Raw genomic sequence first — 14,671 nt, 5'->3', positions numbered from 1 at the left:
CTTATCTGCTTATTGTCAGGTATCGTACAAAGCGACGTCCATCGCTCAATTTGACTACGTAGAAGTAGGTACCATCAGGAAGGCCCTGCGCGGAGTTACCTACCCGAATGCCCGTGTTGGATGATCCATCCCAGTCATTCCTGTAGTCGTCGTTCTTATACACCAGGGTCATCCATCGGTTGTACACTTCCAGGATCACGGTCTGGCCGCCGGTGTTTCTGATCACGAACAGATCATTGATACCGTCACCGTTGGGTGAGAAACCTTCCGGTATGAATAGTTCAGTACCCGCCGGAATGATGATTGGTGTCGGCTCATTCTCGGTGGCTTCGGTCGGATCGCTGTTGCCGTTGAGGTCAGGGATCAGACCGCTGGTTGACAGATCGGACACTTCGGTATCACCGACACTGGCTGATGCGTACACCTGGTTGATGTAAGGCACCTGACGACCATCCGTTGATACATTGATGATAAAGGTCAGCGTATCGGCCGCACCGGCGTTGAGTGTACTATTGGCAGCAAGCAGAAGCTCTACATCCTTGTCACCGTCGAAGTCAGGATTGATAGCCAGCGTACTCTGGTTGCTCGCGGTCGGGGTACCTACCTTGCGGAAGGTAGCGCCGGTCTGGCTGTTAAATACCTTGGCCAGTGAGTCTACCAACTGCACGTTGGTCATTACCTGCGTGCTGTAGTTTTTCACTACCACCTTGTAGGTAATGTTGTAGCTGCCATCCGACATGCGCAGGGTATCCGATACGGCCATGGCCACACCAATATACGCACTTCCCGAATTATCAAGATCTACCCGTGTTGGAGTACTGTTATTACCAGGATCCAGATCATTGTCAGGATCCACATCAGTACCCAGCATAGACGAGTCAGTTACCATTACACCCCCACCCATGGCCGTTCCGATGGCCGTGCTGACAAACGTTCTGGCGTTGGTGGCACGTACATCTACCCGTACGGTCATGTAGATCTCGCGGGTGAATGCCTTAGGCAGGTTACTCATTGAGTCAACCAGCATCTGGGTAGCGGTACCCTGTCCGGTGTACGAAGGATTAACCGTCAGACCGGCATCAGCACTTAGCGATACACTACCCGGTACGATCATGGCTCCGTTGCCGAATGTAGTAGCCAGGTCGGTTACTACCTGTACCTTATCCAGGTTGTTCATACCCAGGTTGCTGAGTCGGATGGTATACGGAATATCGTAGATTCCGGTTTCCACCACTACCGGCGTACCCGCCAGCATAGCTACTCCTAGGATATTCGGCATGTCAAAGCGTACCGGTGTCGGCATACTTCCCTCCGGTAGCGGGATAAACCCATTGTTGGAGATATCCTGTACCAGGGTAGTACCTGATTTACCCGAGCCTACTACGGAGTTATAGAAAGGTCCAAAGCTGCCGTTCGGCTTCACTCGTACGTAAAGGGTCACTACCTCGGTAGCACCAGCCGGAAGGGTGCTGCTGGTCTGCAGCAGATCCGCCTGATCCTTACCATTAAAGGCCGGGTTAACTACCAGCGTGCTGCCGGCACCTACCTCCGCCGATCCCATAACATGGAACTCGACCGGCTGCGGGAAGGCCTTAGTCAGCGAATCATTGAGCTGAACGTTGGTGAGCGCTTTGGTACCGAAGTTCTTGAGGGTGATCCGGTACGCGACTATGTAGGTATCCTCAAACGAAGGCTCGATGTTGATGATGCCCATGGCTACGCCTAAGCCTACCGAATCCCGCTCGGCATTGGTCACATGTATGTCTACTGATGATTCGTTATTGGTCAGTACCGGATCTACCTGATCCAGACTCAGGATACGTACCGTATTAGTAATACGTCCTGTATCCGTCACCAGCACCCCGCATGAGTTAACGATACTGTCGTTCGGGGCCAGCTTAGGTATCACAGCCTTGATGATGTTACCATTGACCTCGAAGCCCGTGCCCAGTACAAACTCCAGACCTGCGGGCAGAATGTCGATTACCGCAATATTGGTAGCAGTATCCGGACCGTAGTTACGGAGCTTGAGGGTGTAGACTACACTGTCACCCACCTGTACGTTGGCTTTGTCAACCAGTTTGATGATTTCCAGATCAGCACGCGGTGTTTCGGTACCACAGCTATATACTTTCACATCTACTTTGGCCGGCGCACTGTAGCAACCCGTAGCTGACTTCTGGAACACGTAGTACGTACCTTCGCCCACGGCATGTGGTGCAGCCACCAAGGCCGAGGTCGGGCTTGATCCTACGCGGTACTCGAAGGTACCTCCCACCAGTGCTGTACTCATTATTGCCGATCTGAGATCTACCGTAGTAGATGGGCAGATATTGCGCTTATTGACTACTACCGGCGTTGGTACTGCATCGCCTACCGTCACTACTACTTTGGCCGACGGTACAGATACGCACGAGGTACTGTTGACCAGCGTTACGTAGTAGGTACCACTCTGCTTGATGACGAAGCGGTTGCCGGTTGTGGCAGTACCACCATTCCACTTGTATTTATAGGCATTGTTATTGGCATCCTTGATATCAGTTGCAGTCAGTACTACTGAGTCGCCTGCGCAGATATTGAGGTGCGTCGGGATGGTATCCGTCTTAGCCACTCCGTTGATCAGGATATTCGGACGGAAGGCGATGCCCTGAATGGTCAGCTTCATCGAAGCCTTACCCGGCTGACAGATACCTGCTCCATCGGGATCGTTGGTAGTCAGTGTCAGCGTCACCGAGCCGCTCATCAGATCTTCCAGTGTCGGATAGTAGGTAGCGGTGAGTGAGTTGGCGTTATCAAACGTACCCTTACCCGTAGTGGTCCATACCGCACTGGTAGCAGCGCCGCCGATGCTTCCCGACAACTTGTACGACAAGGCCGCACAGATGGTAGCATCATTGCCCGCGTTGGCCGTAGCCGGGTTGGTCTGGCAGGCCACAATCTGATCGTTGCAATTGATAATAGTCACCACGATAGCAGAAGGCTCGCTGTAACAGCCGGTGGTAGTTTTCTCAAATACGTAGTAGGTACCTGAGGTACTTACCGCCGCCGGGTTGCTTACTGCCGGTGAGTTAGGTGTATTGCCGGTACGGTACACAAACACGCCACCGGTTGTGGTCGGAGTGCTGGTGACAGCAGTGGCCAGATTTACCGTAGCTACCGGACATGCGTTGGTCAGCGTGGTGGTAACCGGCTTCACTACTTTAGATCCTACGGTTACGGTGATCGCGTTGGAATCACCGCTCTTACAGCTACCTGAGGCGAAGCATTTCGCCGTGAAAGTAGTCGTCACAGCCGGTGAAATGGTGATCGAGCTACCGGTCAGGCCATTCGACCAGATTACAGCTCCATTGCTGCATCCGTTGGCCGTCAGCGTCACATTATCCCCGAAGCAGATCGACGTTGCCGAAGCCTGGATAACCGGTGCTGGAGTAGAACCTACGGTGATCGTAGCCGGTGCGGATGCCACGCTTTCGCAGGCTCCCAACTTACAGATAGCGGTGTACGAAGTAGTAGCGGTGGGCTTCACAGAGATGCTGGCTCCGGTCATTCCATTTGACCATACTACATTACCGCTGCAGCTCATGGCGGTGAGGGTTACCTCATCACCCGCGCATATATTCATTGAACTAGCCGCCAGCGTCGGAGCATTGAGCTCAACCACACTTACCGTTACTGAGTTGGACACCGGGCTGATGCAGGCATCTACCTTACATACGGCGGTAAATGTGGTAGTAGCATTGACAGGTACTGTGATACTGCTGCCGGTCTTGCCACCAGACCAGGTTACCTGACCCGTGCAGTTGGCGGCGGTCAGCGTGACGTTACCACCCTTACATACGGTAGCGGTGCTGGCCGAAATAACCGGTGCCGATGTGGTACAGTCGTATACATTGATTGCAATCTTAGCGGTATCGCTGGTACATCCGGCAGTAGTGGCACATACGGCTCCGTAAGTAGTAGTAGCCGCAGGCGAAACGGTGATGCTGCTACCCACGGCACCGTTGGTCCACTTGATGGTACCTCCCGTACAACCGGCCGCCGTGATAGTTACCGGTACTCCTTTCTGTACCTGAGTAGCCGAAGCGGTCAGGGTAGGCTTGGCCGGGTCTACTACCGTGATGGTGTAGCTTCCCGATACAGGGCTCTTACAGCCGTTGACTACACAGCGGGCGGTATAGGTGGTAGTTACTAATGGTGTTACCACAATGGCTCCTGCGGTCTGTCCGGTTGACCACTCAGGGGTACCCGCGCAACCTACAATCTGCATAGTTACGCTTTCCCCTTTACACACTACTTCTTTCGAGCACACTACAGTCGGAGCCGGTGGTGAGGTTACGTTGATGGTAACCACTCCCGCCTCACTGGTACAGGTGCTGGATGCGCAGGTAGCTTTGAAAATAGTAGTAGTGGCAGGCTTCACCTTGATGCTGGCGCCGGTCATACCGTTGGACCAGGTAATGGTACCCGTACAGCCGGTAGCCGTCAGCGTTACGCTGTCACCTACACATATATTCGTCTTAGTAGCCGCTATCACAGGAGCCGCCATCTGACCTACATTGATCGTAAGCTTATTAGAAGGTGCGCTGGCGCAGCTGGCGCTACCTTTACATACGGCGGTGTACTCAGTGGTAGCAGTAGGCTTCACCTTGATGCTGGCGCCGGTCATGCCGTTGGACCAGTTTACGGTACCGGTGCAGCCGGTAGCGGTGAGCGTTACACTGTCACCTACACATATGTTGGTCTTATTAGCAGCTATGACAGGAGCCGGACCAGATGTATTCACGTTAACCCGTACGGTGTTGGATACGCCACTCGCGCAGGCATCCACTTTACAGGTAGCGGTGTAGTCGGTGGTAGAGGTAGGCTTCACGGTGATGCTTGAACCAGTCATGCCATTTGACCACTGCACGGTACCATTACATCCGATCGCCGATAGCCGCACACTGTCGCCCGAGCAGATGACGGTCTTATTAGCCGAAATGATCGGTGCGGCCGGCGTGGTAACCGTGATGGTCACTACGTTGGACTCGTTGCTCAGACAGGTGCTGGTCTTGCAGGTAGCGGTAAAGCTCTGCGTAGCGTTCAGCGTTACAACGACCGAGCTGCCGGTAGCTCCGTTTGACCAGCGTACGGTACCGTCACAGCCGGTGGCGGTGAGCGTTACTGGCGTAGCCGGACATACGGTAGTCTTGTTGGCGGCAATAAGCGGTGCCTTTGGCGTAATCACTTTTATCTCGTGCTTCACCGACTCCTGACTTACGCATCCATTCACGACACACTTAGCCGAGTACACGGTGTTCACAGTCGGGTTGACGGTGATAGAAGTACCCATCGCACCGTTTGACCACTGTACCTGACCGGCGCACTCGTGAGCCGTCAGGGTTACACTTTCACCCGGACAGATCTCCTCCTTGGCACAGGTCACGATGGGTGCAGGACCCGGCGTAGTCACATTGATGACAAGAGAGGCCGTTTCGCTGATACAGTTATCCTGCTTGCAGTAGGCCGTGTAAGTAGTGGTTTCGGTAGGTGTTACGACCAGCGGTGAACCCGTAGCGCCGTTTGACCAGATGATCGAACCGACGCAGTTGGCCGCGGTAAGCGTAGCGCTGCCACCTACACACACAGAGGTAACGTTGCTGGCCAGTACCGGCTTGGTCGGATTGTTTACTTTTATAGTAATGGCATTGGATGCCCCACTAACGCAGGCGTCTTTCTTACAGATGGCGGTAAAGGTAGTAGTTGCGTTCAGACCCACGGTAATAGAGGCGCCGGTCATACCGTTGGACCACTGTACCGAGCCATCGCGGCACCCTACCGCCGTCAGCGTTACGCTTTCGCCTACACATATATTAGTAGTAGCACAGGCAATCACCGGCGGCTCAAGCGCAGGACAGCCAATGGTGATCTCTGCTTTCGAATCATCATCTTCACCCTTGTCATAGCCGTTGCCCGGAGTCGAGTTCGGATCCGGCTGGTCTGACTTGGTGATCTGGGCTGTGTTGACCACACTTCCACTGCCGGTCACCTTAGCCGTAAAGGTCAGGGTCTTGGTTTCGTTGACACCAATGCTGGCAAAGGTACCTTTCAGGGTAGTGCCGATCTTGGTCATGGTAGAGCTGGACACAAACTCCAGACCCGCCGGCAGAGGATCGGTCACCTCTACGTTGGTAGCTACCGCAGGTCCTTTATTGATTACTTCCAGTGTATAGGTAATAACCTCGTTGAGGGCAGGGTTGGTCTTAGATACTTTCTTCGCCAGCATCAGATCCGCTACCGCCGTTACTGGTATAGTTACCTTAGAGGTATCGTTGGAAGGCTTGGTAGGATCATTGTCGGGGCTTCTGACATAGGCAACATTTGTAATGTTACCGGTAGCAGTACCTTTGATTGTCGCATTGATGATGAGCGTACGGCTGGCCGTTGCAGTCATATCTCCAATGGCCCATACACCGGTTGTGTTGCTGTACTCTCCGGCAGGTACCGCGCTCGCGAAGGTCAGTGTAGCTGGCAGCACGTCATTCACCGTTACGTTTCTGGCGTTGCCAACACCATTATTCTTAACAGTGATGGCATACGTAACTGTCTGACCAGGTACATACGGAGCCGGTGTAATGACTGTTTTAGTAACAGCCAGATCAGCATAGCAAGCCTGTACCGCTACTGTTATTGGTGTTCTTTCGCTCACACACCCCTTGTCGCTGATAGCTTCGGCGTAGTACGTCGTGGTAGCAGTAGGTGACACGGTAAGCTTACCTCCACTCACGGTAGTACCTATGGAGTTACCGCCTGTGGCCTGAGTGTACCACTTGATCGTCATATCGGGTGCAAAGCCGATGAGCTTGGTGCTCTTACCCTGACAGATCAGCGTATCATCACAGGCCACTCCGAATACAGGAGCCGGACGGGCATTGATAACAATCTTGACGGCATCCGTTTTAGGCTTACACAAGCCCGTACCATCCGGATCGTTGGTGGTAGCGGTAAGTACCACTACTCCGGCGGCAATATCCGCTGCCGATGGTGTATACTTCGTCAGCAGGCTGGTGCTGCTGGTGAAGGTACCCGTTCCGGCAGACGTCCAGGTCACACCGGTAGCCACTCCACTGATGGTAGCGGTTAGGTTGATACTTTCACCCGTGCATATTTCCTGATCCGAACCGGCATCTACAGTAAAGGCCAGTTGACAGTCGCAGGAAGCGATGTTCACCGTAACTACCGCAGGGCTGCTGTAGCATCCGGCAGGTGACTTCTCAAACAGGTAGTAGGTACCGTTGGCTACCTTAGTTGGATCCGCAACCCGTGCTGAGACTGGGCTGGAACCAGTCCGCCACTCAAACACACCACCTGCCACCGAAGGTGCCGGGTTAATTGATGTCAGATTTACCAAAGTATCCGGACAGGTATTCTGAACTGTACTAGGTATGGTGGGAGTCGTAGGCTTCGGATTAACATTGATCGTTATCTTACGACGATTAGTGTCAGGCTTACAGTAATCTCCTAGCTCTACTTCAATATAATAATCAGTAGTAGTTATTGGCTTAAGAGTAATTGGCTGTCCACTAATTATGGTTGCAAAAGGAGTTCCCCCCTCCTTGCTTGTATACCACTTTATTGATTTCCCTGGGTAAAGATTATTAGTATGTGTCAGGGTGATAGATTCTCCCTCACATATTGTTCTATATCCCTCAATTGTAAGATCTACACGACATTCAACTACTATACCTGCGTCAATCGTATGATTGTTTCTTAAAATATCTCCTTGGGGCTTAGATGTATCAATTGTAATGGCTGTTGTTCTACCAAGATCTCCAATCAAACCAGTCCCTACGTTACTATCTCTTGAGTCATCCCCCCCTTGATTTGGTACTGTAAAACCTCTTGACGGATGAATTTCCTTTAAAACATGATAAAACTGCACATAATATGTGCCACTTATCAGTGAGTCAAATAGGTACTTGCCTTCGGAATTAGTATATGTGATTCTAATAGAATCTTTATTTTCATTTTGTAGTACCACCATTGCATTTGGCACTCCTGGTTCTCCCGCATTCTGAATACCATCCTGATTGGTGTCTATCCATACAAAATCACCAATGGAGCCATAGGCTCCGTGTACGATCTCGATGGCACAGCAGCCTGTAGCCGGACAGGATATACCTACTATAGAGGTAAACGTAAAAGAACCCGGACCTTTGATGGTCAGGGACTGGTCGCTGTTGACTTCGGCAACGGTCTGATTATTCGCAACCGCCGAGCCTTTTATTTCGGTACCATTGTAGTACCACTTGATTCCTTTATATCCGGTCGGGACCTCCACCAGGAACTCATCCCCCGGGTACCAGTCTATCGGTACCGAGAAACAGCTTACCGCTATATCGTCCTGATCCAGCGCCCGGTCACCCGGCCACGAATCCTGATCATCTTCGGTGGCAGTCTGTACTTCGGCTACATTAAAGAACACGCCCTGTGCCAGTACCCGTGCTTTGATCTGAAGAATGGCTGAGTCATTGGCCGCTACTGTACCTACATTCCAGATACCGGTTCCGGCCGTGTAGCTCACTCCACCACGAACCAATGAGTTGGAAATATACTCAACACCACCTATGGGTAGGCTGTCCCGCACGGTCACATTGGTCGCCGGACGGAATCCGCTGTTTTTGACGGTGATGGTATAGGTGATGGTCTGCCCTATGGCAGGCCGGGAAATATCGATGCTTTTGCCCAGACTCAAATCGATCTGAGCGGAGGCGGTAGTGAACGCCAGCAGTATAAAGGCTAATGAGAAGATGGCTCTTGCAAAGTACCCCTCAGACCGAAATAAAAAAGCCCTGGTAGCCTGGAGCCGTAGTGCGAGGATCCAATACCAGAGACTTTCTACCACTGATGGTGTACCATCCGTAGCAGGCTTGTTTGGAAAGAATAGTGTGTTGGTAAATTTTCGTAGTAAAAGTGGACTACTCATATAGGAAATATTTGTGTGTGAATATAGACACGTGTGAATGTCTGTTTGAGTATTAGATGGGCTTCTCCCCTTCCTATCCGTATCTTCTCACTACATCATCCAACCTTCCCTCTCAGTGCAAGCCACCTTACAAATAACAGTTTACTTCTGTAACTACTCCATAATCCCAAGTCAGCCTTTTCGATATAGGGTACTTCAGCTGATTGAAAAGATAATCCCATGCTATTGTATTAGAAATCGCTCAAAAAAATAGAAGCCTCAACCGCCATTTTTTGCATTAGGCAGAGTCCGGTCAGCAAGCGTTTTAGCAGCATAAATTGTGCCAATTTTTGCTAATTTTGGGCATACTCGGCTGAGACACAGCCACTACGCTAATAGTGAAGTATTTAGGAAAATAAAATAAATAGCCAGGTCATAACTCACAAATGAATTATGGCGATGAGGAGGGTGTATCAGAAGTTATTTATTATACAGCCAAAAAAGTGCCAGAAATTGATACTCAGGAAAATAACTATCCACTGAGATCCACGCTACGCCTACGGAAAAATGTATAAGTACCTAACGCTCCCGCGTGCTCCCCCGACAAGCAGCAGGGGCACCCACTTGGGTGCCCCTGCTGCTTGTTGTATAGATAGGTAGGTACCTCAGGACCTTTTTAAAAATCGTAACCTAAAGTAATATAAGGTACAGCTTTATTAGTCAGGCCATTGTCCACGCCCCAGGCGTAGTCAAACTTGACGTAGAATCCGAACAGCATGGTACGGGCACCTACTCCATAGCCCATCAGGTAAGGGTTGCGGAAGTTGGTAACCGTAGCCCGGAAAGGATCAGACCCTCCCCCGATGATCTCAGTATTCAGGCTGTTCTCCTGACTGAACGGCCCCTTGCCTGTCCAGGCGGTACCTATGTCCGTAAATCCGATGAACTGGAAGTTACGCAGGAAGTTGGAAGTAATAGGACCGCGGTAGATGTATTTGATCAGCGGGATACGTAGTTCGGCATTGGCCAGCACATAGCTGGTACCCGACAGGCGGTTCAGGTTGAAGCCCCGGAGGTTGGTAGCAAACTCAGAGAAGAAAACGTCGCGGTTGTCAATTCCAGGTCCAAAATTGAGCGGGTTGTTGGTCGTACGGTTTTCTTTCCGGTTCAGGATCCAGTTTTCCATACCACCCATAATCGACTGCTTGGGCGAGCGGCCTCCCGAATGACTGAATGCAAAACGAGCCGCCAGAATCAGGTCGCGGTGGATTTTCTGATAACGACGCAGGTCCAGGCTGATCCGGTTAAAGCTCTCCGAGCCGTCCGAAATACCCAGCTGATTTTCGTAGCGGATCTTGAAGCGGGTACCTTCAATCATGTTCATACCATTGACCCGGGAGTTGTCGAACACAAATTCGGAAATCACCCCTCCGTATTGGGTAGACAGATCAGGCTCAGCGTGCTGATACAGATCAATCATGCGGGTAACGGTATAGGTAGGCGACACCGACACGCGGGTATTCACGGTGAAAGGATACGAAGCGGTGAGCCTTACCTGATTGAACCGGTACTTCTGGTTGGAGTTTTCGGCATCCACAAACAAGCTGCGGCGGTCTACGCGGGCGCCGAAGTCAACCCGGTAGGTGTTGTTGCTGTACTCGGCAAACAGGTCGCTGTTACGGAAGGTAGTCGACACGAAGAAGCCCGCCTTGATCACGTGGTTTTCCAGCAGGTCGTTCATCGAGATAGACTGGGCGTACCCAAACCCTCTCAACGGATCGATGCGCCAGTCAGATGTAGCGTCATTGGCAATGAACAAGCCGCGGTAGTCGTAGGGACCTCTGACGGCAATATTCTCACGCCGACGTGACTTAGGAACGGTAGTAGGAGCATTGGCTACGGTACCTCTGCGCTGACGGTACTCAAAGGTCTTCAGTACATCAGGATCAAACTGGTAGTTATCCGTATCTACCTCACCTTCTTTCAGCTCGATCTGCCTGCTTTCGGCCTGCAGCGTATCCGACTGCGCGGGAGTAGCCTGGGTCGGAGCAGCCTGCGTTCGCTGACCGGTAGTTCCTCTACGGGCAACAGACGGTGTATTCAGACTGGCATTCAGATCGAGCCGGTTATGGAAGGCCATGACATACCCACCATCGCTCAGCCTTGTATACCCCAGCGCACCATTTCCCCCGGTTGTCATATCTACATTACGCATACCTACCAGGTAGTTGGTCAGCTGCGAAGTAGTACCCGACTCACGAGTGTACTTAAACAGGTTGGGGATGCCCTTCTCATCCGACAGGTAGTACAGTGCATCCTCAGTAGCATGGACAGGCTTGATCTGGTAGCCCTGTGGCTCCAGCAGTGTTACTACGCTTTCGGCCCGCGGGGTACCATCGTGCTCGTAGATTCCCAGCGAAGTACTGGCGGTTGTAACGTTTTTTGCGTTGGCTCTTTGTATCGAAAGCGAGTCAGAGGTACGGTTGGAAGCGAACACAACCCGACGCGACGAGCCACTTACAAAGCGCGGTGAAATATCATCGTAGTGATCCGTAGTCAGCGGAATGGTAGACGCCCGGGCTATACTTACCAGGTATATATCGTTTTGTCCGCCTTTGTCGGCACTCACCACCAGCATGGTACCATCCTCAGAGATATCCATATCAGTAATTTGGTCCAGGCCCCGTATGGTACGCTTCACTCGGATCTTAGGCTTTTTGGTATCCAGGTTCTCGTAGAGATAGAAGTTCTGCTTGGCCTGCTCTTCTGCCAGTATAGCCAATGTATTGTTGCGGGTCCAGCCGATCAGGGGCATCATGGTTTTGCCGTGTACACCTCCGCTGAGCATACTCCCCTGCCGGACGATCATCCGTCTCCCATTCTCAAGGTTATAAACCGCCACTCTATATCGCTCCTTATGCAGCTCGGTATAGGCCAGCCACTTCTCGTCGGGTGATATCTTGATGGTAGCTCCTGATGCCATGGGGCTCAGGGCTCCTATGCGGTGCTGCCAGTCGGGTGTAGGCTGGGTGTAGTGCTGCCCCGCCTGGGTCATTAAGCCACTGTAGTAGTCCCGCCACTCCCGCAGGAAGCGGTTATAGGTAGGTATACCCAGGGTACTGGTAATGCTGGTCTGCTCGGTACGGATGATCCGGGTCAGGTTCAGGATATTGGATATATTATCACGACCGTAGCGCTCCGCGATGTAGTTCCAGATCGACTGCCCGATCAGCGTCGCATCGGTACCCGTCAGGAGCGAAGGCTTCTTGATCTGGCGGCTCTGAATCACATCCCGCATGTAGTCGTTCATCTCAGGAGTCCAGCCTTCGGCGATGTAGGCGGCAATACCCGACATAAACCACTCGGGCAGGGTCAGCAGCAGCGAGCTCTGTAGCGCATCCCGCAGATTGCCCCCGTACAGCATATCGTACACAAAAAGCAGGGCTATATCTTTCACCAGCTTTTTGCGGAAGTTGAGCTGCTCACCGGTATAGGCGATCTCTACCCGCGACTGCGCCAGATCCAGCTCCTTGTCTTCAAGGTCACCAAAGGTGGCCAGTCCCATGTTGCTTTGCTGCAGCTCACCGGGTGAGTTGTAGAGGAATATCTTTACTTTGTTGTAAGGCGTATACCCAAGTACTTCAGTAATCCGGTCGAATTCGGTTTCGGCCAGCTGGGCAGTGATGCGGGCCAGTTCAGTACCTCCCTGATAATGGTATATTTCGAAGTTGGATGTTTTGAGGACCTTCCAGTCAAAGGTACGGTACTGGATACGGTTTTTTCCAAACTGCTCCTGGGATGGATAACGCTGCGCAAACAACACGTTGTCGGCAACGCTGAACGTAAAAACGACTGCAAGGGCAGTCGTAATATATCGGAAAGGTATCTTCATCTGAATAATGGCTTTCTTTACTGGTAATATAACGAAAAATACCGGCCAATATTCACTAAGGAATTTAAATCTTTCCCTTTTTCCATGTACTCTACGAAGTTGCCGGCAAAGTAGGGGGCCAACGTAACCCCCTTGGTACCCAGCCCATTAAATACCCCAATCTGCTGAAACTGCGGGTGAAAGCCAATCATGGGGCGGCGATCTTTAGATGATGGACGGATACCCGCGCGTTGATTAATAATCTGGTAAGGTACCTTCAGTAAGCCTTTTAATTTTTCTTCCAGGTACTGCCGCCCCTCTTCGGTCGTCTCCCAGTCCAGATCGTGCCACGAATAGGTAGCTCCTACCTTATGAGTTCCGGACTTGTCGGGCAGGATAAAGATGCCCTGGTTAACAATTTTCTCCGCCGGAAACTCGTCTATTTTGACTTCCAGAAGCTGCCCCTTGACAGGCGCAAATGGAAGCCAGTTGAACAGGGAATTGTCCCGGGCATCTACCCCCTGGCATAATATGACTTTTCCGATACGTAATCCCTGCCACTCCACCGCATCGTCCAGTAGCACCATATCATTCGGGTCGAAAAGCGACTCCCGGTACAGTTCGTGCCGGATAAAGTACTCGCGGCTTTTCAGCAGAAACACGGGCAGATCCACCCAGCCTGATCCGGTCACCTCCAGCCCTCCGTAGCGGGCATTCAGAAAATCGTTATACGATAGGTCAGCCGGACGATCCAGCACGTACTGAGCTATGCCCGGCTCGGCAGTCTGAGCCAGGTAGTTGTTTTGCTCCTCTACCGAGCGGTAGGGGCGGTACATATTCATGAGGTACAGAAACCTGGCCTGTAGCTCAGTTTCAAGACCACCGTAGAAGTCCAGCGCGTAGGGGAATAGTTCGTCAGCCATCCAGGTCTTTACCAGCTTCCGGCCCGTCAGGGGATTAAAGATCCCCGCCGCGACCATTGAGGCCGACGGACGTGAGGAGTCATTGACGATCAGGACCTTTCGGCCGGACCGGTGGAGGTGCCAGGCCAGGGTAGTACCGGCTATCCCCTGCCCTACCACTAAGTAATCGTAATTCATGGGTACCTGTTGATGTAGTAGTAGGCTCAGGCTATTCGCCGCGGCGAATAGCCTGCCCGATGCGCTCGTCAGCCAGCCGTACCACCAGTTCCACCTGCTCCTCCACGGTCATCATGGAGTTATCGATCAGGATGGCATCGTCGGCCTGGCGAAGGGGGCTCTCGGCCCGGGTGGTATCAATATAGTCCCGCTTCTTTATATTTTCTATAACCTCCTCGATCCCTACCAGTTCTCCCTTGGCCAGTAGTTCTTCCTGCCGCCGGTGTGCCCGGATCAGCGGGTCAGACGTCATGAATATCTTAAGCTCAGCCTGCGGGAATACCACCGTACCTATATCACGGCCATCCATCACGAGGCCCTTGCTCCTGCCCATCCGCTGCTGCTGGGCCACCATAGCATGGCGTACCTCAGCGACGGTACTCACATCACTCACCCGGTCGGATATGTACATCTTGCGGATCTCATCCTCCACATTCAGTCCGTTGAGGTAGGTGTCGTTAGAGCCCGTTTCGGGGTGGCGACGGAAGGTGATATGTATGTTTTCCAGGGCCTTCTGTACCTCTTTAGGATTGGTATGCGAGATATGGTTCTGGCAGAAGTACAGCGTAACGGCCCGGTACATAGCTCCGGTATCAATGTAGGCATAATGCAGTTGCCTGGCCACCAGCTTTGCCGTCGTACTCTTACCACAGCTGGAATAGCCATCAATAGCTACGATGATTTTAGACATACTTTCGTTTGGTAATAAGGACTGCA

Annotated in this window: 4 protein-coding genes; all 4 read right to left on the bottom strand. The window is 52.1% G+C overall.

Going from position 1 to position 14,671, the window contains the following annotated elements; translation table 11 throughout:
- Position 1: 1 nt before the first annotated feature.
- The 4 genes from JTN23_RS01085 to cmk all read right to left on the bottom strand — a co-directional run bounded on the left by JTN23_RS01085 (position 2) and on the right by cmk (position 14,645).
- The gene (locus JTN23_RS01085) at positions 2-8,965 is read right to left on the bottom strand and encodes an Ig-like domain-containing protein (protein WP_247231669.1); all 8,964 of its coding nucleotides are present in this window, start codon (positions 8,963-8,965) and stop codon (positions 2-4) included.
- A 655-nt stretch (positions 8,966-9,620) separates the two neighbouring features.
- Positions 9,621-12,836, bottom strand: coding sequence for a hypothetical protein (locus JTN23_RS01080; RefSeq protein WP_247231667.1), 3,216 nt, complete (start codon positions 12,834-12,836; stop codon positions 9,621-9,623).
- 17 nt (positions 12,837-12,853) lie between these two features.
- Complete coding sequence (locus tag JTN23_RS01075; RefSeq protein ID WP_247231665.1) at positions 12,854-13,915, bottom strand: NAD(P)/FAD-dependent oxidoreductase; 1,062 nt, start codon at positions 13,913-13,915, stop codon at positions 12,854-12,856.
- 31 nt (positions 13,916-13,946) lie between these two features.
- Positions 13,947-14,645 (bottom strand): (d)CMP kinase, encoded by a 699-nt coding sequence (gene cmk, locus JTN23_RS01070; RefSeq protein ID WP_247231663.1) that lies wholly within the window; start codon positions 14,643-14,645, stop codon positions 13,947-13,949.
- Positions 14,646-14,671: the final 26 nt, after the last annotated feature.

It is taken from the genome of Telluribacter roseus (assembly GCF_017355915.2).
GTDB lineage: Bacteria > Bacteroidota > Bacteroidia > Cytophagales > Spirosomataceae > Telluribacter.
Note: the sequence above shows the minus strand (reverse complement) of the source record. Positions and strands in the feature narration are given on the sequence as shown.

Coding starts and splice junctions, on each gene's coding strand:
- JTN23_RS01085 (WP_247231669.1), bottom strand. CDS start 8,965: ATGAGTAGTCCACTTTTACTACGAAAATTTACCAACACACTATTCTTT.
- JTN23_RS01080 (WP_247231667.1), bottom strand. CDS start 12,836: ATGAAGATACCTTTCCGATATATTACGACTGCCCTTGCAGTCGTTTTT.
- cmk (WP_247231663.1), bottom strand. CDS start 14,645: ATGTCTAAAATCATCGTAGCTATTGATGGCTATTCCAGCTGTGGTAAG.
- JTN23_RS01075 (WP_247231665.1), bottom strand. CDS start 13,915: ATGAATTACGATTACTTAGTGGTAGGGCAGGGGATAGCCGGTACTACC.